The organism is Nonomuraea solani (assembly GCF_900108335.1).
Lineage (GTDB): Bacteria > Actinomycetota > Actinomycetes > Streptosporangiales > Streptosporangiaceae > Nonomuraea > Nonomuraea solani.
The window spans coordinates 1-22,408 of the sequence record NZ_FNVT01000019.1 but is presented as its reverse complement, the minus strand read 5'-3'; the positions used below and the strand labels follow the sequence as shown (position 1 = coordinate 22,408).

Sequence of the window (22,408 nt, the reverse complement as noted above, 5' to 3'; positions counted from 1 at the left end):
ATCTGCGACAATTTGATCATGGGGGCGTCGGCGGGAGATTTAGCGTGATCACGCTCTTCGGGCGTGAGCGGGAGACGGCCAGGCTCGAAGGGCTCGTGGACGGCGTTCACGAGCGCGGCGACGCCCTGGTCGTGCGCGGCGTGCCCGGCATCGGCAAGTCCGCCCTGCTGGCGGTCGCCGTCGCGCGGGCCGAGGCGCGCGGGGTGACGGTGGCCGGCGCGTCCGGGGTGCAGAGCGAGACGCACCTGCCCTTCGCCGGGCTGCACCAGGTGCTGCGGCCGATGCTCGGCGCCGCCGATCAACTGCCCGCCCGCCAGCGGGAGGCCCTGCTGGGCGCCTTCGGGATGGCCGAGGTCAGCGACCCCGAGCCGTTCCTGGTCGCGCTGGCCGTCCTCAACCTGCTGGGCGACGCGGCGGCCCGGCGGCCGCTGCTGATCGTGGTGGACGACGTCCAGTGGCTGGACCGGCCCACCACCGAGGTGCTGGCGTTCGTGGCCAGGCGCGTGCGCTCGGATCCGATCGTGCTGCTGATGGGGCTGCGCGACGGCTACCCCACCGGCCTGGACGGCAGCGACGTACCCGAACTGGAGCTGACCGGCCTGGACCCCGCCGCGGCCGAGGCGCTCCTGGACGCCCAGGCCGCCGAGCTCAGCGTCGGCATCCGCTGGCGCGTGCTGAGCGAGGCGGCCGGCAACCCGCTCGCCCTGGTCGAGCTGCCGCTGGCGCTGGAGGCCGGGACGGTCACCGCCGAGGCGGGGATCCTGCCGCTCACCGCGCGCCTGGAGCAGGCGTTCGCCGTACGGCTGGCTGATCTTCCGCCCCCTGCCAGAGCGCTGCTGCTGGTGGCCGCCGCCAACGACGGCCACGACCTGGCCGACACCCTCGCGGGCGGCGCGATGGTGACCGGCGCCGAGGTGAGCGCCGACGCGCTGGCCCCGGCCGTCGACGCGGGGCTCGTGGAGCTGCAGGAGCAGGCACTCCGCTTCCGGCATCCGCTGGTGCGCTCGGCCATCTACCAGCGGGCCGGCCGCACCGATCGCCTGGCCGCCCACGCCGCGCTGGCCCGGGTGCACGGCCGCGATCCGGACCGCAGGGCCTGGCACCGCGCCGCGGCGATCGCCCATCGGGACGAGTCCGTCGCCGCCGAGCTGGAAGAGGTGGCCGCCCGGGCCCGGCAGCGCGGCGCGATCCCGGTGGCGGTGACCGCCCTGCGCCGTGCGGCGGAGGTCAGCGAGGAGCCCGCCGCCGGCGCTCACCGCGTGCTGGCCGCCGCCGAACTGGCCTTCGAGCTCGGCCGCGGCGACCAGGCCGCCGAACTGCTCGCGCTGGCCGAGCCGTCCGTCGCCGGCGAACTGCCGCGGGCCAGGGTCGTCCTGCTCAGCGAGGAACTGGGCGAAGGGCGCAACGACGGCCCCGCGGGGATCCGGCGACTGATCACGACCGCCGAGGCGGTGGCGGCGGCGGGCGACCGCGAGCTCGCGCTCAACTTGGTCCGGACGGCGGCCATCCGCTCCTGGTGGAGCGACCCCGGCTGGGAGCAGCGCTCGCGCGTCATCGCCCTGGCCGAGCGGCTCGCGGCCGGCGACGACGACCCCGAACTGCTGATCACCCTGGCCACGGCCGGGGCGGTGGAACGCGGGGCGGACGTCATCGAACGCCTGACCAAGGCGCGCGACGCCCGGCTGGACGGGGCCATGACGCGGCTGCTGGGCGTCGCGGCGAGCACGGTCGGCGCCTTCGACCTGGTCGGCGACTTCCTGGACCCCTCGATCGCCGACCTGCGCGCCCAGGGCAGGCTGGGCCTGCTCACGCGGGCGCTCAGCACGCAGGTGTGGCGCCAGATCTTCTGCGGCGACTGGGCCGGGGCGCTGCTCGTCGCCGAGGAGGCCGCGCGTCTGGCCGGCGAGACCGGGCAGCGGCGCCGGCAGGCCTCCGCCCTGGCGATGCGGGCGCTGCTGGCCGGGCTCCGCGGTGACGAGGCCCGCGGCCTGGAGCTGGCCGCCGAGGGCGAGCGCGTGCTCGGCACCGTCGCCATCAGCTCGGTCGCGGCGCTGTTCCAGCACGCCAGAGGCGTGATCGCGCTGTGCGCCGGGCGGCACGACGACGCCTTCGGGCACCTGTGGCGCCTGTACGAGCCGGGCGACGCCGCCCACCACGCCACCTGGCGGCAGTGGGTGATCAGCGAGCTGGCCGAGGCCGCGGTCGGGGCAGGCCGGCAGGAGACGGCCAGGCGGGCGGTGGCGGAGCTGGAGCGGGTGGCCGCCCTGACCCCGTCCCCGCTCCTGCACCTGGGGCTCCGGCACGCGCGGGCGGTGCTGTCCGACGACGAGGCTCTCTACGACGTCGCATTACGCGCCGACCTGGCGGCCTGGCCCACCGCGCGGGCGCGCCTGCTGCTCGCCCACGGCATGTGGCTGCGCCGGCGGCGGCGGATCCAGGAGGCACGCGTGCCGCTGCGGGCGGCCCGCGACACCTTCGACGTGCTCGGGCTGCTCGCCTGGGGAGAGAAGGCCCGCCAGGAGCTGCGGGCCGCGGGCGAGGCCAGCGACCTGCGCGTCCCGCCGGCCGCCGAACTGCTCACCTCGCAGGAGCTGCACATCGCCCGGCTGGCCGCCGCCGGGCTGTCCAACCGCCAGATCGGGCAGCAGCTCTACCTGTCGCACCGGACCGTCAGCACCCACCTGTACCGGGCGTTCCCCAAGCTCGGCATCACCTCGCGCGCCCAGTTGCGGGACGCGCTGGAGGGGGCTTGACCTCGTGGCCGAGCAGGTGCAGCGGGCCCGCGCCGACGCCCGCCTCCTCCATCGCCCTCCAGTAGGCGAGGGCCGGTGAGACGCCGACCAGGCCGTGCACCAGGGGAAGGCCGGGGCGGGCCGCCCTGAGCAGCGATTCGAGCCGGCAGGAGGCGATCGTGCCGGGAATCCACGACTGTGCCGCGTATGCGGCCGGCGGCAGCCCGTCGGCGATGCGCCGCTCGACGTCGCTGACCGCCAGCAGGCCGCCGCCCACGATCAGCACGTCGCGCCGTTCCTCCATCCTGGCCAGGGCCTTCACCGGGTCGAAGCAGTGCGGGAAGGAGTCGTCGACCACGATCGTGCCGGGGTGGAGCCGGTCCACGTCGAGCAGGGTGTCGTCGCCGCTGATCGCGGTGATGAGGAGAGTGGCCTCGTACAGGGCGGGGCCGGGCTCGTGCACCTCGACGGCGCCGGCCAGACCGCGGTCCACCAGGTCCTTCGCCAGCTCCGCGAGCCGGGGCGCGCTGCCCGCGACGTCGCACAGGAGCAGCCGGGCGGGTGGGCTTTCGGCGAGCGTCAGGAGCAGTTCGAGGCAGGCTCGGCCGATCGAGCCGAGACCGGCCACCGCGACGGTGAGTTCATCGAGGGTACGCCCTGATCGTTCGAGCGCCGCGTGGACGGTTTTGACCACGGACACGGCGGTCGCCGCGTGGCCCGTGGTGACGGCGGCCGTGGTCTCTCGAAGGACGTCGTAGCCGTACCCGGTGAGTGAGGGGATCATGCCCGCGAGCGAGACGCAGCGGGCGCCCAGCGACGCGGCGTACTCCACCGCCCCGGCCGCCCGACCGGCCAGATCGGGTACGCCCGGCAGCTCGTCGGCGAACAGCGGCAGGCAGACGAAGCCGGACCGGCCCAGTGGGGTGCTGATCTCCTCGACCAGGCGGGGGCGGCCATCGGGGAAGAGCAGGGCCCGTACCTGTTCGCGTGACCACGTACCCGGTTCCAGGCCGGCGAGCGCGGTGAGCTGGCCGGGGGCGGGGAGGTAGCCGATGAGCGCGGCGTCCAGCGGGTCCGTGGCCAGTTCCTTGCGCAGCGCGCGTACGAACGCGCCGAAGTCCGCCTCCGTGAAGACCGAAGCCCGCAGCACCAGCCGCAGCTCGCCGTCCCCGGCCGGTCGCGCGGCCAGGAAGGTGTCGGTTCCGGTCGGGGCCAGGTCGGAGTCCAGGTCGTCCCATTCCATGCTCAAGCTCTCGCCCTTGAGCGGGCCGAGCGCCGAGAAGTCGAGGAAGGTGAAGAAGAACTGGGCCGGTGGCTCCGTGCCTTGCCGGAGGCCGTCGGTACGGGCGGACACGACCTCGGCGGCGACCCTGCGCAGGTCGTCGGTGAAGGCCCGGCCCGCGCCGGGTGGCCGGGCCGGGCGCAGCGGCACGGCGGCGGCGAAAGGGCCGAACACCCGGTGGGCGTCGGGCGGCGCGTGGTCGCGGCCGGTGACGGCGAGCCCGAGGATGAGATCGTCCTGGCCGGTGACGGCGGCCAGAGTTCGGTAGTACGCGGTCAGGATCGGGGCGAAGAGGGTCGTACCCGCCTCGCGGGCCATCCGGCGCAGGGCCGTCACCTGGTGCGCTTGGAGGGTGAACCCGGCGGATCGATACGGTCCTTTTCCGCCCAGGACCGGACGTTGGTACGGCGCGGCGGGGCGGGCGGGAGTCGTCGTGCGTTCCAGCAGGGCCACATGGTCGCGGAAGGTGCTGCGGAGCGGGGGAGGCTCGGCGGCGTCACCCCGGTCGTACGCGGTGAGCAGTTCGCGGCCCAGGAGTGCCGCGCTGTAGCCGTCGCCGATCAGGTGATGGGCGTGGACGATCAGCACGTGCTCGTCGGGTGTGAGGGTGATCAGCCGCAGGCGTAGCAGTGGCCAGGCCCAGGACTCGAAGCGGCGTGCGCGTTCTTCGGCGACCTTCGATGGGAGGAGTTCCGGGTCGGGCAGGGTCTCGAAGGAGACGGGGAGCCGGATGGCGGGCGGAAGCTCCTGCTGGACGGCGGGGCGGGCGCCGGCGGGGAAGACGGTCCGCAGCATGGGATGGCGGACGACGCATGTGTCCACTGCCCGCTGGAACCGGTCCTGGTCGAGCCGTCCGTGGATTCGTACGCAGGCCAGCCAGGTCGAGGGGGCTTCGGGGGCGATCGCTTCGGCGAGCAGGAAACCGCGTTGGGAGGGGGTGAGCGGGAACGGGCCGTCTTTGCCGTGCGGGGTGTCCACCGGGGTCGCCCCCGGGGTTTCGTCCACGGCGGTGGCCAGGGCTTTCAGGGTGCCGTGGGTGTAGACGGCGGTGGGTCTGGGCACGTTTGGGAGCTTCTCGCGCAGCCGGGCGAAGACCTCGAGGATGAGGATGGAGTCGCCGCCCAACGCGAAGAAGTCGTCCTCCCGGCCGATCGACGGGACATCGAGCAGCTCGGACCAGATCCGCGCCAGCAGTACCTCGGTCGGCGTCTTCGGTGTGGCTTCGACGGGCGCGGGGGTGAGGTCGCCGCGGTCGATCTTGCCGGTGCCCGTCAGCGGGAGCGCATCGACGACGTGGAGACGGGACGGCACCAGGTACGCCGGCAGCATCCCGGCCAGATAGGCGCGCAGGGCCGTCGCCTCGGGCACCGGAGCCCCCGCCCGGCATTCGACGAAGGCGGCCAGCCGATCACCGTGCGGTACGACGGCGGCACGGGCGACGGCGGGATGCGTTTGCAGCGCCGCCTCGATCTCCCCGGGCTCCACCCGATGCCCGCGCACCTTCACCTGGTCGTCGACGCGCCCGAGGAACTCCAGCTCTCCGGCCGGGGTACGGACGACCCGGTCGCCGCTCCGATACCAGCGCCGCCCGTCGCGCTCCGTGAACGCCGCGGCCGTCAGCTCCGGCTCGCCCAGGTATCCCGGTGTGAGGCCCACGCCGGAGATGAGCAGCTCGCCGGGTTCGCCCGGGGCGCAACGGCGGCCGTCCGGGGCCACCACCTCGACCCGCGTCCCGGTGAGGGGCCGGCCGATCGGCAGGGTGCGTACGTCGTCGGCGGGCCGGGCATCGATGACATGACATGTCGCATTAATGGTCGCCTCGGTGGGCCCGTACAGGTTGGCGATCCGCTGCCCCGGCCCGAACAGGTCGTACCAGCGGCGCACGTGGGCGGCCGGCAGCGCCTCGCCACCCACGTGGATCCAGCGCAGCGCCGACAGATCCGGTAGCGACCCGCCGTTCCGTACCCGGGTCTCGGCCGCTTCGAGCAGCCGCGACCACAGGCCGGGCACCGAGCTCCACACGGTGATCCGGCCCTGCTCGACCCGCTCCAGCAGCGCCTCGGGATCGCGGACCAGGTGCCGCGGCAGCGTGACCACCGTGGCACCGGCCAGCAGCGGGGCGAGGAGCTGTCGTACTGAGGCGTCGAAGCACGGGGAGGCGGTCTGGGCGAGCCGGTCGCCGGGCCGATACCCGAACGTGGCCAGGGCCCAGTCGAGGTAGTTCTCCATCGCCTGGTACGTGATCGGCACCCCCTTGGGCCTGCCCGTGGACCCCGACGTGAAGATCACATACGCCACCGCCTCAGGGCCGACCGCTGTCGCGCCGATGACGCCGAGGGTTTCCGGGCCGGTGGGCGACGCCTCCGCGATACCGCCGGAGAGCCGGCCGTCGGTTTCCCAGTCGGCGGGCAACGCCTTCGCAACGTCGCCGGGGAGCCCGCCGCCGGTTCCCGGGCCGGCGCGCGGCACGTCCGCGATGCCCTCGGGGAGCCGGTCGTCGACGGTGACCAGCGTCGCGGAGACGGCCTGGGCGAGCGTAGTCGCCGGGGCTCGGGTCGCATCGTGGCACACGAGGGTCCGTGCCCCCGTACGCGCGAGTTGCCCGGCCAGTCGTGCGGACGGATGCGCGGCGTCCAGCGGCACCCATCCGGCGCCCGCCCGCAGAATCCCGACGACACCCGCCACGGTGTCGGCGCCGGGCTCGGTGATCAACCCCACCAGGTCGCCGGGGACGACACCGGCGGCCCTCAGCCGGGCGGCGAGGGCCGCGGCCACCCGGTCGAGCTCGGCGTACGTCATGGTGCCCGCCCCGGTGTCGACGGCGATCGCCCCAGGAGCCGCCTGGAACCGGGCCAGCAACCGCGCGACAACGCCGGCCCGCGGCTCAGCGTGGATTTCCGTTCGGCGCGGCACGAAAGTGCTCTCGGCGAGTTCGGCCAGGTGTTGCCGGGCCAGCTCCTCGATCGTGGCGCGGTCGAACAGTCGCGACGGGAAGTTCCACGAGAAGTGCAGCTCACCGTCCGCCTCCCAGCCCAACAGGCTCAGCCGCGTGGCGGCGGACGCCGTTCCCGCCGCGACCGGCCGTACCTCCACCGGACAGCCGGGGTCGATCGCGACCGGGAAGCGCGCGAAACTGAACGACGCCGGGCTGACCGTACGAGGGCCGGCACCGTTCGCGGGCAGCAGCCGGGCCAGATCCAGGCTGGTGGGCCGGCCGTGCCTCTCGCCCGCCGCCCAGGTGTCCCGCAGCCGGGCCGCCAGCGCGGACACCGATTCGCCCGGTTCGACCCGGGCCATCACCGGCAGGGTGTCGGCCAGCGGGCCGACGATCCGCTCGACGCCGGGCAGCCGGATGTCGCGGCGGGCCCTGGCGACGTTCACGGCCACATCCCGCCGACCTCCGCTCCACCGGGACAAACATCGCAGGTACGCGGCGAGCAGCAACTGGAACAGGGACACCCCGTGCGCGGCGGCCAGGTCGCGCAACGCGGCCGACAGCTCGGGGCCGGTGGACACCTGATGGGTCAGCAGCGGCGGTCCGGGCAGCCCGCGCGGATCGCCGTCGTAGGGGAGCGCGAGCGGGTCGCCGCCGAGAGCGAGGGTGTCCCGCCAGTACGCCAGGTCGTCGCGGAAGGCCGGGCTCGACCGTTCCGCCTGGGCCTGGGCCGCATAGGCGGAGAACGTGGTTTCGAGCGATGGCAGAGCGGGAGTCCTGCCCCGGGCGAGCGCGGTGTAGACGGTCCACAGTTCCGCACCAAGGAGGTTGAGGCTGAATCCGTCGGCGGCGGCGTGGTGGACCACGACGATCAGGTGGGCGGTGCCGGTGCCGGTGCGTACGAGCAGGGCGCGCACGGGCGCCTCGGTCGTGAGGTCGAAGACCCGGTTGCACAGTGCCGTCTCGAGAGCCGCCAGCTCCTCGCCGTTCGCGCAGATGCCGGGCCGGACCTCGTACCAGTCGGGCACCACGCCCTCGCCGGAGGGGACGGAGACCGCCGTGTCGTCGGAGCGTACGCGGAGCCGGAGCATGGGGTGGCGGTCGGCGAGTCGCTTCAGCGCCCGCCCCAGCAACTCGGCGTCGAGCGGACCGTCGATGCTCTGACGCACGTAACCGTAGGCGGCGATGTCCGGATACAGGCGACTCTGGGTACGGAAGGCAAGCTGCACCGGCGTCAGCGGGAATGGCCTGTCGTCCTGATCGTCCCGTCGAGGGCCGTCCTGAAGGTACACCGAGAGTTCGCGCAGCGTCCGATGCTCGAAGAACAGCGTGATCGGCAGCGAACGGTTCAGCCTCCGCTCCAGCCGCTTGACGAGATCGACGGCCGTGAGCGAGTCGAGCCCGAGACCGAGAAGCGGCTCGTCGTCGCCGATGTCGTCGGGAGCGCACCGAAGAGCCTCGGCCACGAGCCGCCGCAGAAGCTCCGGCCCGTCACTCGCCTCCTCAACCTTCGCATGAGGGGTCACGGGGGCAGGCGCTTCGGCGCCGAGGACGGCGCGTGGCCGTGAGCCCGCTTCCAGATCGGCGACCAGAAGCTGGGCGGCATCAACACCGCGCGTACCAACACCGAGCGCATCAACACCGCACGCATCATGCAACGCCCGCAACGCGTCGGCCGCGCTCAGGGGCTTGAGCCCAGGCGCGCCGGCACCGCCCACCGACCAGCCCGAGGCCGGACGGGTCCCGGTGCCGCCTGCCGGCATGCTTTCCGCCTGGTCGGCCTCAGTACCGCCGCCTGCCGGCAAGCCGCTTCCGGTGCGTCCTGCCGGCAGGCCCGCTGCCAGGCCGGTCCCCGTGATCGCGGCGAAGTTCAGTGCCAGCCACGGCCGGCCTGCCGCGCGCTCTGCGGCGGCGAAGGCGTCGAGGAAGGCGTTGGCCGCCGCGTAGTCGCCGAGCGCTCCGGCCAGGCCGGGCAGCACCGAGGCGACGGAGGAGAAGGCCACGCAGATGACGGGGCGCAGGTCGTACCGGAGGAGCCCGCGGGCGAGCAGGTGGGTGCCGCGCGTCTTCGCGGCCAGGTTCCCGGCTACCTCCTCGGGGGATTTGGCGCGAAGTGTCCCAGGGCGCACCACGCCGGCCGCATGGAACACACCGTCCAGGTGTGGCAGATCCGCCAGTACGGCGTCCACGTCGGCCTCGCACGACACGTCAGCGACGCGGTATTGGGCGACGGCACCACGGGAGCGCAGGTCGGACAGCAGCTCGACGGGCGGTTGCGGCGACCGGCCGATCAGCACCAGCGTCGGCCGGCCACGGTCGGCGAGGTCGCGAGCGAGCGCACTACCCACCCCGCCGGCGCCTCCGGTGATCAGGTACACGCCGTCCGCGGGCAACTCCGTCGGCGTCGTGGTGACGGCAGGCTCGGTTGTTGTCGTGACGGCAGGTTCGGTCGTGGCGGCAGGCTCGGTCGTCGTGGTGACGACAGGCTTGGTCGTGACGGCGGGCTCGGTCGTCGTGGTGACGACAGGCTCAGGCGTACGGCCGAGACGCCGACCGGCTCGCCAGGCGACCGTGGTCGATCCTTCCCGCGAGGCCAGTTCCCGGTCGAGCGCGGAAAGCCGCGTGGCGAGGTCGTCCGACGAAGACAGGTCTATGCATTGGGCCACCACACCGGGCAACTCGTCCGGCAACGCCGACGCCAGCCCGATGAGCACCGCCTGCACCGGCCGCGGCCGCTCCACCACCTCACCGGCGATGTCGACGTGCTCGGTGGTGCGGGCGTCTTCGGTTGAGATGCCGGAGGCGCGACCGTCCTTGGGGGCGGCACCGGCGGGGTGGGTGTGCTCGGTGGTGGCGTGCCTGTCTTTGGGGACGGCGGGAGTGTGCCCGCTGGTGTGAACGTCGTTGGTGGCGACGCCGGTGACATGGACGTCCTCGGTGACGACGAGCATCCGAGAGCGGTCGTTCGCGAGGCGAGGCAGCAGGTCATGGAGGTCGCGCACCATGGCGAGGTGGGCGGCGTCCAGCTCCGCCACCGAGTCCGGGTCCGTGGGGGGCCCGCCGAACAGGACGACGACGTCCGGCCGTGGCGCCTGGTCCGCGTGTGGGTCCTCGGCCCGGTTCACGGTGGCGCCGCGTCCCTTGAGCCGGTCCGCCAGTGCGCGGGAGAGGGGACAGTCCGGGCCCGCCAAAAGCACCGTACGCGGCTCGGGACCGACGGTCAGCGGTGCGTCGTCCCACACGAACCGATGCAACAGCCGCCGTGGCGCGGCCGCCGGCCAGTATCGGCGCCGCTGGAAGGGATAGGTGGGTACGGCCACACGCGCACGACCGGCGTCCAGCACTGTGCGATCGAGGCTCACGCCGTGCTCCCAGAGCCGACCGGCCGTCTCCAGCAGGCCGCGCACCCCGTCACCGTCCCGGGACGCCAGCACGACAGGGGTACGTCCGTGCGCCGCCGCGATCGCGCGGACGGACCCGCCCAGGGTGGGTGTGGGGCCGAGCTCCAGAAACGTGTCGTACCCGTCGTCGAGCAGCCGCTCCACGGCGGCGCCGAAGCGGACCGGGCGTGCCGCGTGCTCCCGCAGGTACTCCGGCGTGAGGGCAGGCTGCCACTCCGCCGTGACCGTACTCATCAGCGGGGTGACAGACGACCGCGGGGTCAAGGACGCGGCCGCCTCCGCCAGCGGATCCAATGCCGGGTCCATCAACGGGGAATGGAAGGCCCGGGACACCTCCAGCCGTCGCGCGGCGATCCCCCGGGCGGTCAGCTCGCGTACGGCACGGTCGACGGCCTGTGGCGTCCCGGCGATGACCGTCTGGGCGGGGGCGTTGATCGCGGCCACGCTCAGCGCGCCTTCCGACCCGGCCACCAGTTCCGCCACGACGTCCTCGCCCGCGCGTACGGCGGCCATGGCGCCCGGAACGCACAAGTCGTTCATCAGACGGCCGCGCTCGGCGGCGAACCGTACGGCGTCGCCGAGCGTGAGCCGTCCCGCGACACAGGCGGCGGCGATCTCGCCGACGCTGTGCCCGGCGACGGCGTCCGGCACGATCCCCCACGCGCGCAACTGACGGGCGACCGCGACCCCGTACGCGACGAGCAGCGGTTGGGCTACGTCGGTGCGGGCAAGGTCGGCGGGAGAAACGCCGGGATCCAGGCACCAGGCCGACAGGCTACGGCCGGCGATCTCGCCGACGAGGTCGGACGCCTCGTCCAGAACGTCCCGGAACACCGGCGCGTCCGCGTGCAGGGCACGGGCCTGCCCAGGGCGTTGCGCACCCTGGCCCGGCAGCAGGAGGACCAGCCGCGGCCGTGACCCCGGCTGCCGGCCCGCCGGTCCTTCCTCCAGTCGCGCGGCGAGATCGCCGTCGGACACCACGGCCAGCCGGTGCGGCCCCTCGTCACGAGCGGCGGCCACCGCGGCACAGACGTCCCCTTCATCGAGCTCCGGGTGCTCCCGCAGGTGCCGCGCCAGGTCCGCCATGGCGGCACGCAGCCCCTGCGCACTGCGCGCCGACAGCGTGAGCAGCCACGGACCCACAGAAGCGGCCGCCCGCGGTCCTGCCGACGCGGGCGTGTGGGGTGGTCGCGGTCGTGCGGGCGCGGGCGTGTGGGGCGGTCGTGGTCCTGCGGTGGTGGAGGCGGGGGGTGGCTGTGGACTGGTGGCAGTGGGTGCCGAGATTGGTCGCGGTCGTGCGGGCGCGGGCGTGTGGGGTGGTTGCGGGCTCGTGGCGGTGGGCGTGGGGGGTGGCTGTGGACCGGTGGTGCCGGACGCGGAGGACGACCGCGGGCCTGCGGAAGCGGACGGGGAGGTAGGTCGCCGGGTGGGTGGTTCCGTGAGGATGGCGTGGGTGTTGGTGCCGCCGAAGCCGAACGCGTTGATGCCCGCGACCAGAGGGCCCGGCGTGTCCCATTCGCGCAGCTCGCTCACCACCGCGAAGCCGGATTCGCCCAGGTCAGCCTTTGGTGCGAGCGGTGTGTGGTGCAGAGACGGGGGCAGTTGCCGGTGCCGGAGCGCCAGCAGGACCTTCACCAGACCGGGCATGCCGGCGGAGTTGAGCAGGTGCCCGAGGTTGGTCTTGACCGAGCCGAGCAGCCGCGGCCGCCCGTCGGCGCGCGGTGGGAAGGCGTGCGCAAGGGAGGCGAGCTCGATGGGGTCGCCGATCGGCGTGCCGGTGCCGTGGGCCTCCACATACGAGACGCTGCCGGGGTCGATGCCCGCCTCGCGGTACGCCTGGGTGATGACCTCCCGTTGGGTCAGCGGGTTGGGGGCCATCAGGCTGAGTGAGCGGCCGTCGTTGTTCACGGCGGTGCCGCGCAGGACGGCCAGAATCGGATCGCCGGCCCGTTCCGCGTCGTCGAGACGTGTCAGTACGATGGCCGCGCCGCCCTCGCCGGGGACGAAACCGTCGGCGGCGGCGCCGAATGTGTGGCATCGGCCGGTCGGCGACAGGGCCTGGGTCTTCTCCAGCGCCGCGTACCCGTCGGGGGTGAGGTTGAGATGGACACCGCCGACGACGGCGACGTCACACTCACCCTGTTGCAGGCTGCGGCGCGCCAGGTGCAGGGCGACGAGCGCGGACGAGCAGGCGGTGTCGACCACGAGCGCGGGACCGGTCAGGTCCAGGCAGTGCGCGACCCGCGCGGCGAGCAGGTTGCCCAGGTTCCCGACCAGCGCGGACGCGGGCAGCTCCGCTTCTTCGAGTAGCCGGCGGTATCCGCTTTCCCCTGCGGCGGCGAACACCCCCACCCGGCGGCCCCGCCTCCTCGGCCCCGCGTATCCGGCTCGTTCGAGGGCCTCGTGGGCCAGTTCGAGGAAGAGCCGGGCCTGCGGATCGGTCGCGGTGGCCTCCTCCTCGCCGATGCCGAAGTACTCGGCGTCGAAGGCGGCCGGGTCGTCGAGGAACGCGCCCCACCGGCCCTCCGCGTCCGCCGGGTCCGCCCACCGTCCAGCGGGTACGCCGGTGACGGCGTCGTGTCCTTCCGCGAGCCGGCGCCAGAACTCCTCGGGCGTGTCGGCACCAGGGAAACGGCACGCCGTCCCGGTTACGACGATCATCGGGCCATCGGGACCGCCGGGGTGCTCCGGTATGTCGGCCTGGTCGTCGGCGGCCAGGACGTGGCCGGCGAGGGCGGCCACGGTGTCGTGGTCGCGGACATCGGACGGTCGCAGGGAGACGCCGAACAGGTCCTCCACGGCGGCGAGCACCTGCATGGCCTTGAGCGACGAGCCGCCGAGGGCGGAGAACCGGTCGTCCAGGCCGATCCGGGTAACGGGCAGGCCGAGCACCTGGGCCCAGATACCGAGAACGGCGGACTCCACCTCCCGGCGGGAACGAGGCACGGACAGCCCATCCGATCCGGCGTCCCGGACCGGCACCGGCTCGCCGGACGCCTGCTCCGCACGCTGGGTCGGCTCGCTGGATGTCGCCTCGGCAGGTTGGACGGGCTCGCCGGATGTCGTCTCCGTGTGCTGGACGGGCTCGCTGGACGCCTGTTCCGCGTGCTGGACCGGCTCGCTGGACGCCGGCACCGTACGGTCGACGGCCACCGCTCGGTGGGTCTCGAATTCGGCGTAAGCCCCCGCCTCGAAGCGCTCCCGCATGAGCGCCCGGCGCAGCTTCCCGCTGGTCGTGCGCGGGAACGCCCGGGCCGGCAGCGCCAGCACCCGCACGTCGTCATGCCCCAGGGCCGCGCCGACCCGGACGGCGACCTCGCGCAGCACGTCCGGGTCCGATCGGCGGGTCGTGACGAACACCACGACCCGCTCCCCGCCCGACACCGGGTCGGCGGAGCCGACGACCGCGACCGGACCCCGCGCCTGCCCCGGCGTGCCCGCCGCCACCTCCTCCAGGTCGGACGCATGGTAGGTGGCCCCGTTGACGAAGACGACGTCCTTGTGCCGCCCGGCCACGCACAGCCGTCCCTCGAAGAGAAACCCCAGGTCGCCGGTACGCAGCCACCCATCACGGAAGGCGGCCCCGGTCTCGGCAGGGGAGCGGTGGTAACCACGGGCCAGTTGCGGACCCCGTACCTCGATATGTCCGACTCGCCGGTCACCCAGGCGCGCGCCCGTGGCGTCCACGATCCGGACCTCGCACCCCGGCACGGGACGGCCCACCGGCATCAGTTCCACGGCGTGCGGGCCCGGTTCCGTGTACGCGGCCTGCCCCCGCCCGAGCGCCGCCCGGTCCAGGACGAGCGGCTCCGCCACCTCACCCAGAGGCGGGATGGTGACGGCGAGCGTCGCCTCGGCGAGGCCGTACACCGGCTGTGGCGCCTGCGCGGCGAGCCCGGTGGGCCGCATCCGGCGGACGAACGCGCGCCACACCGCAGGTGAGATCGGCTCCGCGCCCACGAGGATCATCCGCACGCTCGTCAGATCCAGGCTGGCGAGCGTGTCCAAGGGGATCCGCCGCTCCACCAGCGCCAGGGCGAAGTTCGCGGCGGACAGCAGCGTCGCCCGGTGGCGCGCCACCGCCTCCAGCCACAGCGCGGGCCGCTTGGCGAACGACAGCGGGCTCAGCTTCACCTGCTTGATCCGCGCGGCGAGCGGGACGAGGTGGGTGCCGATCAGCCCCATGTCGTGGAAGTAGGGCATCCAGCTCGCGGCCACGTCGTCCGGCCCGATCGCCGTCGCCACCCGGATCTGCTCCAGATTGGCCAGTACGGCGGCATGCGTCAGCTCAACGCCCTTCGGCGCCCCCGTGCTGCCCGAGGAGAACTGCAGGAACGCCACGTCGTCCGGCGCCCGTACCGGCAGAACGGCCGGCGGGCGCCCGTCGCGCAACACGTCCAGATGCAGGGGCCGTACGCCGTCGCCCAAGGCTGAGAGCAGCGGGGCGGTGGCCGCGTCCACGGCGACGGGCGGCCGGTCGAGGAACTCCCACACGGGACGGATCCGCCGCACGTCAGGGGCCAGAGGCACCGGTACGAGGCCGGCCGCGAGAAGGCCCCAGAACAGCGGCTGGAAGTCATCACCGGCATCGGCGAGGAGGAGCACGGCGGTCCCGGGCGCCAGACCGGCGTCGAGCAGGCCGCCCGCCACCCGCAGGGATTCGTCCCGCAACTCGCGGAAGGTGACGGTACGTTCGCCGCCGTCACCGCGTACATGCACGATCGCCTGATCCGGCGCCCGCGAAGCCGCCCCCAGCAGCACGTCCGGCAAAACCGTCGCTTCGCCCAGCCCGCTCATGCCCGCCCCGCCTTCCACCGGCTCCTGTCGCGTCCGCGTGGGAAAGGGAGCCTACGGGCTTCGGGCGGTAATTCTGGGATTTGTCCCGGTACGTGAGACCCGGAGCTCGTTAACCGGTACGGTGTTCCACTCCGTTCCATCCCGTCCGGACACGCGGGCGGACCTCGGGGAACGAGCCGTCGCCGAACAGGATCCGCGCCGCCGCGGCACGACCGGCGCGCCCGCGGAGCACGGCCACCGCAGCCTCGGCCGCGGCGGGGGAGCGGATGCCGGCGAACACGCGGCGCAGCAGCAGCCGTCCCCGGAACCGGGCCCGCAACCCGTTTCCGTCATACCGGCTCAGCACCCGCGCGTCACCGGTACGCAGGTATTCCAAGGCGACCTCGGCGGCCAGTTCGGACATGCGCAGGCAGGGGTCCAGCCCACCGGCCGTCAGCGGCGACACCGCGCCCGCCGCGTCCCCGACGAGGAGCCCGGCGGGGCACGCCAGCCGTCGCAGCACCCCGCCCACCGGGATCGGGCCACCCCGGCGCTCGACCGGACCGGCCGGCGCCGCGCGGCCGGGCGCGTCCGCGGCGAAGGCGTCCAGGAGGTGACGGAGGCCGGTACGCATCGCGGCCGGATAACCCGCGACACCGACGTGCGCGTGCCGGCCGTCGTCGATGACCCAGCCCAGGTAGCCGGGCGCGACCCGGGGGTCCAGCACGCAGTGGAACGCCGGGGTGGTGGTGCCCGACGCGACCGGGTGGACGATCTCGGCGCCGACGATGAAACGCCGGTTCACGTCGAGACCGAGGTCACGGGCCACCCGGGAGCGGGCGCCGTCCGCGCCGACGATGAACCGCGCCGCCACCGGTTCCGCACCCTCGAACCGCACGAGACGCGCCGCCGCGCCCGTGAACCGTGCGGAACCCGCCGACGCGCCCGTGAACCGTGCGGAACCCGCCGACGCGCCCGCGAACCGCGCGAGACGCGCCGACGCACTCGCGAACCGTGCCGAATCCGCCGACACGTCCGCGTCCTGTACGAGATCCGCCGACGCGCCGGCGTACCGCACGCCCAGCAGCACCCGCGCACCCGCCGACGACGCCGCGCGGTGCGCGTGCTCGTAGACGGCCGCCATGTCGGCCACGCGGTACTCGTCCCGGTCGCTGGTGAGCCGGATCGGGTCCCGCCGCGAGGGCGGATACAGGAGCACGTCCCGGATACCGGGCCCGAGCAGGTGATCCGGCAGGTCGAAGTCGTCGAGAGTGCGGCGGACAAAGATCCCCGTCGTACGGATGCCCGACGACAACGACCTGCGACGGTCGACCACCAGCACGCTCAGGCCGCGCCGCGCGAGCAGCCGGGCCGTGTGCAGGCCGGCCAGGCCCGCACCCACCACCAGGACGTCCACTGTCTGCATAATCTGCGACGGTAGGCGCGCCACCCCAAGAGTGGACCGCCTTGCACACGACCCACCCAGTACCTCTACACGGCCACCACATCACGTCCAGGCCGATCTCCCCGAACGGCGCTCAGGAGGTCGGGGCGTCGCTGACCCATGGTCCTGCCGTCGCCGTTCATGATCACGGCAGAGCGGCCGTCAGCGGACCTGGCGGATGGGGATGACGGTCAGGGCGCCCAGGACCGCGAAGCACAGGGCGGCGGTGAAGGCGGCGGGGTAGTTCTGGTCGCCGCCGCCGATGGTGAGGAAGAGCGGCGCGATCAGGGGTGCCAGCGACTGCGGGAGCGAGTTGGCGATCTGGAAGACGCCCAGGTCCTTGGCCGCGTTGTCGCGGTTGGGCAGCACACGGACGACCAGCGCCATGTCGACGGCGAGGTAGGTGCCGGTGCCGAAGCCGAGGATCGCCGAGCCGATCAGGTAGTGGGGGAAACTGGCGGCGAAGCCGAGGGTCAGCAGGCCGGCGCCCATGATGAGGGAGGCGACGAGCACGAACACCTTGCGGCGGCCGGTCCGGTCGGACAGCCAGCCGCCGACGGTGGCGGTGAACAGGGAGCATGCGGTGAAGACCAGCGTGGCGGTGAAGACGAGGGACACCGCTTCCGCGGGGGCGTACCCGAGCCGGTCGGTAATGACGTAGAAGCCGAAGGTGAGCTTGAAGGCGTTCGCGGTGAAGATGAGGAAACGTCCGGCGAAGGCCCAGCCGAAGTCGCGGTGCGCGAAGGGGTTCACCCACAGGCTGCGCAGCAGGTCGAGCAGGCGGAAGGGGCCGAGCAGCCCGGGGTCGGCGGGACGGTCGGGGAGGAAGGCGGCGAACAGCCCGATCGCGGCGAAGGCGAAGACGCCCGGCAGCAGGAACATGAGCGACGTACTGTCGACGACCATCGTGGTCAGGAACGTGCCGACCAGGATGCCGATGTTGCTCATCGGGCCGAGGATGCCGGACACCCGGCCGCGCTGCCGTTCGGGCACGTGGTCGGAGATGACCGCGTTGAGCGCGGCCTGCGCGGCGTTGTAGCCGACCTGGGTGACACACCAGCCCAGCAGAATCGCGGGTACGTTCTGCGCGACGGCCATGATGAGCAGCCCGCCGGCGCCGGCCAGGGCTCCACCGGCGAGCCACGGGCGGCGGCGGCCGAAGCGGCTGGTGGTGCGGTCGGACAGGTTCCCCCAGATCGGGGTGATGGCCATGGACAGGAACGCGCCCGCCGACAGGACGAGCCCCAGGCTGGCGGCCTTGCCCTCGGGGTCGACGGCGCCGACCTTGACCGAGAGGGTCACCGTGATCGGGGTGAGCAGGCCGGCCCAGAGACCGAGCTGGCCCAGCGCGTACAGGGCGATGAAGCGGATGCCGACCGGCGCGGTCGGCTCATGACGGACGGTGGTCGTTGAAGTGGACATGGCGGCCTCCAAGGGGGGTCAGAGGAGGAGACGGAGGTCGTCGGCGAGGTCGTGCAGCCGGTACGGGGGCGCGGCGCCCTCGGTGACGGCGGCGTGCAGGGCGCGCCAGGAGGCGCGGGCCGCGTTCTCGTAGAGGGCGGGCAGCCGGTGTTCGCCGTCCGCGTCGGAGCGGACGACGTCGGCCGGGCTCGCGGTGGCGGGGTCGGGGAAGGACACGCGCCACTGGGCGGCGGGGCCGAGCAGGCTCAGCCGGGCGCGCGCGGGCCCCCAGGGGGAGACGGCGGCGGCCAGGTGGACGGGCACGTCGCCGGCCCGGGCGTGCGCGGTGTGGCCGTGGTCGTCGCTCTGGAGGAGTTCGAGGGCGGTCGCGGGGCCGAGGGCGGTGCGCAGGAGCGCGAGCTGGTCCACCAGGACCGGCAGGCCGGGCGGGACGGTCGCGGTCAGTTCGACGAGCGCCGCCTGGCCGAGGTCCCGGCGCAGGGTGCCGGTGGCCGCGGTGAGCGCCGGGTTGAGCGCCCAGGTCGCGGCCACGACGACGGGGACGCCCGCCTCGGCGGCACGGTCGGCGAGATCGTGTACGCGGCCGGGGGCGCCCGTCGTCACACCGGTGAGCAGGATGCCGCGCGGCCGGTCGGCGAGGGCCTTCGTCAGGGCGTCGAGGCCGGCCACGGCCAGCACGTCGCCGCCGGTGGCGACCGGGCGGAAGTCCTGGGGCAGCGAGGCGAGGGTGGCGTGGAGCGCCGGGCGGTCGGCGTCCCCGGCGAGGGTCACCGTGAGGGGAGCGGTCATGCGGCGGCTCCTCGAAGCAGCAGGGCGGCACGGTCGGCGAGGTCCAGCGCGTAGGCCAGGTCGGCGACGACGTCGCCGGGGCCGTACCGGAGGGGCTCCGCGCCGGTCGCCACCGCCGCCAGGTGCCGCCATTCGCCGGTGTAGCCGTTGCCGGGGTACGGCCCGAAGAGCCGCGTGCCCGCGCCGGTGCGCAGTTCGGCCGTCGCGGAGCCGGCGCGTACATAGGAGGGGGTGAAATCCAGCCGCAGCTCGCCGCCGTCGCCCCAGACCTCGAAGGTCCACTCCGTACGCCAGCCGCCGTGCAGGTAGCCGATCAGTTCGGCGGTACGCCCGCCGCCCCGCAGGGTGAGCACGTACCCGAACGGCTGGAGCCGCCGGACGAGGTCCACGCTCTCGATCTCCGGCAGGAAACGCCGTACCAGCGGCAGGTTGTGGATGGCCAGCCCGAGGATCGCCCCGCGAATGGCCGCGGCCGGGTCGCCGCTCCTGGGCGGGAACACCGGGTCGGCGTGCAGTTGGGTGGCCGCCGACTCGAAGCGCGCGTTGGGCGGCAGGACGATGCGCGAGCGTACCCGGCGGGCGGTTTCCGGCAGATCGCCCCAGGCGCGCTCGGCGGCGAGCCACGCCGGGTCGTAGGTGTGCATGGCGCCCACCACGACCGGCACACCGCTCTCCCGGCTCGCCTCGGCGATCGCGCGGGCCTCGTCCAGGGTGGTGGCAAGCGGCTTTTCCACCAGGACGCCCTTCTTGCCGGCGCGGCAGGCGGCCTGGGCCTGTTCGGCGTGAAAGGGATGCGGGCTGCACACGGCCACGAGGTCCACGGCGGGGTCGGCGAGCAGGTCGTCGACGCTCGTGCCGTACGCGGCCCCGGCGCGGGCCGCCACCGCGGCCGCCGTGGCGGCGTCGACGTCCATGACGTGCGTCACGCGCAGCCGGTCGGACAGCCCCGCGATGGCGGGCAGGTGAATGGCCTGGGTGACCGGGCCGGCTCCGATGATCCCGATGCCGAGCGTCATCGGCGTGCCTCCTTTCCCAGGTGGGTGCGCGTCCATTGGCGTGACAGGGCGGCGCTGTCCTTGGGGGTGCCGTGGTCGGGCACGTCGACCTCGATCACCAGCCAGCCCGCGAAGTCGCCGGGCAGGGCCGCGAGTGCCGCTTCGAGATCCACGTCGCCCTGGCCGGGCTCGGTCCACAGGTGCCGTTCGAGTACGGTCTCCCAGAAGCCGCCGCCTTGGGCCGCGACGGCGGTGTGGACGTCCTTGAGGTGCGCGGCGCCCACCCTGTCCCGGTAATGGGCGATGAGGGCGGCGGGGTCGGCGCCGGCCCACCGCAGGTGCCCGGTGTCAGGGCCGAACGCCAGCAGGCCGGGCGCGATCGCGTCCAGGACCGCCCGGGTCTCGTGCTCGGTCTCTATCCAGGTGCCGACGTGCGGGTGCAGGCAGGGGCGTACGCCTTCGGCGACGATGACCTCGCAGGCACGGGCGAGGTTCTCGATGACGGTGCCCAGCCGCGCCGGGTCGGACGCGGCGCCCACGGCCGGCGTGGCGAGCCGCTCGGCCGCGAGCGTGGAGGCGATGAAGACCTCGGTCATGCCGAGCGCGGCCTGCGTGCCCGCGTGCCGCCGGGCGCTTTCGAGAAGGGCGGGCATCCCGCCGGGGTCGTCGTAGGCGCCCTGGAAGTAGCCGGGCGCCGGGGTGAGTCCGTACTCCTGGAGGAGGGCGAGGTAGCCGGACGGGGTCAGGCCCTGTGGGACGTCGGCCTGTACGGCGGTGAAGCCGGTCTCGGCGATCTCGGTGAAGGCGGTGCGGAGCGTGGGCACGTCCAGCGTGAAGCCGGCCGGGCCGAGCAGCCATGGCAGAGGGTTGATGCCGATCAGGGGTTCGTGGGATCGCATGGAGGAGTTCCTCGGGCAAAAAGTGATCGGTTGTTTACGTTTCGGCAAACGTAAACGCCTGATAGCTTTTGCGCAAGAGGGCGTTTCCCGGGAGGCTGGTTCAGTGGCGAATGCCGGAGGAAGTGCGCGCGGGCCGTACCGGAGCGGCATCAGGCGGCGCGAGCAGATCGTCAACGCCGCCGCCAGGGCGTTCACCGCGCACGGCTACGACGGGGCCTCCATGCGGCAGATCGCGGCCGACGTGGGCGTCTCGCCCGCCGCCCTGCTGCGACACTTCCAGGACAAGGAAGACCTGCTCGCCGCCGTGCTGGAATGGTGGGCGAGAGAGACCGCCGCGCTCGGCGTCGGAGAGCGGGCCGGCCTCGGCGGGTTCGACGACCTGCGCGCGCTCATGAGATATCACGTCGAGCACCGCGGCCTGCTGGAGCTCTTCATCCGCCTCACCGGAGAGGCGTCCAACGAGAAGCACCCGGCGCGGGCCTTCATCCAGGAGCGCTACGCGAAGATCGTCGGCATGCTGGTCGAGCGGCTGCTCGGTGTGGCGCGGGCGGGGGAGATCCCGCCCATCACCCAGGGTCAGGCCGAATCGGAGATCCGCGCCCTCTGCGCCACCATGGACGGGCTGGAGATCCAGTGGCTCCTCGACCCGGCCATGGACCTCGTCGGCCTCTTCGACCAGCACCTCGACCACACGCTGGAGCGCTGGCGGCGTGGGGGGTACGTTTCTTCCGCGGGCTGAGAATCGGCGCGGGTCATCGCGTGCGGCGACGGTGCGAGTTTGACGAATCCACCCGGCTGTGGAATCCTGAAGGCGGCACTGAGGTTGACGCTCGCAATTAGTGTAGACACTTGTTTCTCTTTTGCGTTATGATGCTCCCTCGTGCTGCCTATCGACACCCCCGATTCTGTCGGGACGCTTGGCATGCGCGTAACTCGATTCCATCCGTGCCCTCCGGAAGGACGCTCGTTGGCAGCCTCGCGCAACGCCTCCGCCGTACCCGCTGGTCCCCGTCGCGTCTCTTTTTCGCGCATCCAGGAGCCTCTCGAAGTTCCTGACCTTCTCGCCCTGCAGACCGAGTCGTTCGACTGGTTGCTCGGCAACGAAAAGTGGAAGGCCCGGGTAGAGGCGGCTCGTCAGGCCGGGCGCAAGGACGTCCCGACCCAGTCGGGCCTCGAAGAGATCTTCGAAGAGATCAGTCCTATCGAGGACTTCTCGGGGACCATGTCCTTGTCGTTCCGCGACCACCGGTTCGAGCCGCCGAAGTACTCAGTCGATGAGTGCAAAGACAAGGACATGACCTTCTCCGCCCCGATGTTCGTGACGGCGGAGTTCATCAATAACACCACCGGTGAGATCAAGAGCCAGACGGTGTTCATGGGGGATTTCCCGCTCATGACGCCGAAGGGCACGTTCATCATCAACGGCACCGAGCGTGTCGTGGTCTCGCAGTTGGTCCGTTCGCCCGGCGTCTATTTCGAACGTAATGTCGACAAGACGTCCGACAAGGATCTTTATGGCTGCAAGGTCATCCCGTCCCGGGGTGCCTGGCTGGAGTTCGAGATCGACAAGCGCGACAGCGTCGGTGTGCGCATCGACCGTAAGCGCAAGCAGGCCGTCACCGTGCTTCTCAAGGCACTGGGATGGACCAGCGAGCAGATCCTCGAGCGGTTCGGCCAGTACGAGTCGATGCGGGCCACCTTGGAGAAGGACCACACGGCCGGCCAGGATGACG

Annotated in this window: 8 protein-coding genes and 1 pseudogene; 3 read left to right on the top strand and 6 right to left on the bottom strand. The window is 73.1% G+C overall.

Annotation, left to right across the window (positions count from 1 at the left end; all coding sequences use genetic code 11):
* Positions 1-44 precede the first annotated feature (44 nt).
* Positions 45-2,753, top strand: coding sequence for an ATP-binding protein (locus C4V41_RS45105; protein WP_103962210.1), 2,709 nt, complete (start codon positions 45-47; stop codon positions 2,751-2,753).
* On the opposite strand, the gene C4V41_RS45100 is transcribed toward C4V41_RS45105, so the two are convergent.
* The 6 genes from C4V41_RS45100 to C4V41_RS45075 form a co-directional block, all read right to left on the bottom strand.
* The gene (locus C4V41_RS45100) at positions 2,710-15,147 is read right to left on the bottom strand and encodes a hybrid non-ribosomal peptide synthetase/type I polyketide synthase (protein WP_103962209.1); all 12,438 of its coding nucleotides are present in this window, start codon (positions 15,145-15,147) and stop codon (positions 2,710-2,712) included. The genes C4V41_RS45105 and C4V41_RS45100 overlap by 44 nt on opposite strands.
* Before the next feature lie 109 nt (positions 15,148-15,256).
* The gene (locus C4V41_RS64705; RefSeq protein ID WP_103962208.1) at positions 15,257-16,552 is read right to left on the bottom strand and encodes an NAD(P)/FAD-dependent oxidoreductase; all 1,296 of its coding nucleotides are present in this window, start codon (positions 16,550-16,552) and stop codon (positions 15,257-15,259) included.
* Between the two features lie 180 nt (positions 16,553-16,732).
* A complete protein-coding gene (locus C4V41_RS45090; RefSeq protein ID WP_103962207.1) occupies positions 16,733-17,992 on the bottom strand; it encodes an MFS transporter in 1,260 nt (419 codons plus the stop codon).
* An 18-nt stretch (positions 17,993-18,010) separates the two neighbouring features.
* On the bottom strand, positions 18,011-18,781 hold the full coding sequence (locus tag C4V41_RS45085; RefSeq protein WP_103962206.1) for a hypothetical protein: 771 nt from the start codon (positions 18,779-18,781) through the stop codon (positions 18,011-18,013).
* Positions 18,778-19,797: a Gfo/Idh/MocA family protein gene (locus C4V41_RS45080; protein WP_103962205.1), complete on the bottom strand. Its 1,020-nt coding sequence runs from the start codon at positions 19,795-19,797 to the stop codon at positions 18,778-18,780. Before C4V41_RS45080 ends, C4V41_RS45085 begins: the two co-directional genes overlap by 4 nt.
* Complete coding sequence (locus C4V41_RS45075) at positions 19,794-20,675, bottom strand: sugar phosphate isomerase/epimerase family protein (protein ID WP_160150609.1); 882 nt, start codon at positions 20,673-20,675, stop codon at positions 19,794-19,796. Before C4V41_RS45075 ends, C4V41_RS45080 begins: the two co-directional genes overlap by 4 nt.
* A 103-nt stretch (positions 20,676-20,778) precedes the next feature.
* On the opposite strand from C4V41_RS45075, the gene C4V41_RS45070 reads away from it, so the two are divergent.
* The gene (locus tag C4V41_RS45070; RefSeq protein WP_160150608.1) at positions 20,779-21,414 is read left to right on the top strand and encodes a TetR/AcrR family transcriptional regulator; all 636 of its coding nucleotides are present in this window, start codon (positions 20,779-20,781) and stop codon (positions 21,412-21,414) included.
* A gap of 228 nt (positions 21,415-21,642) precedes the next feature.
* Positions 21,643-22,408, top strand: a pseudogene (locus tag C4V41_RS45065) (DNA-directed RNA polymerase subunit beta); the annotation flags it as partial.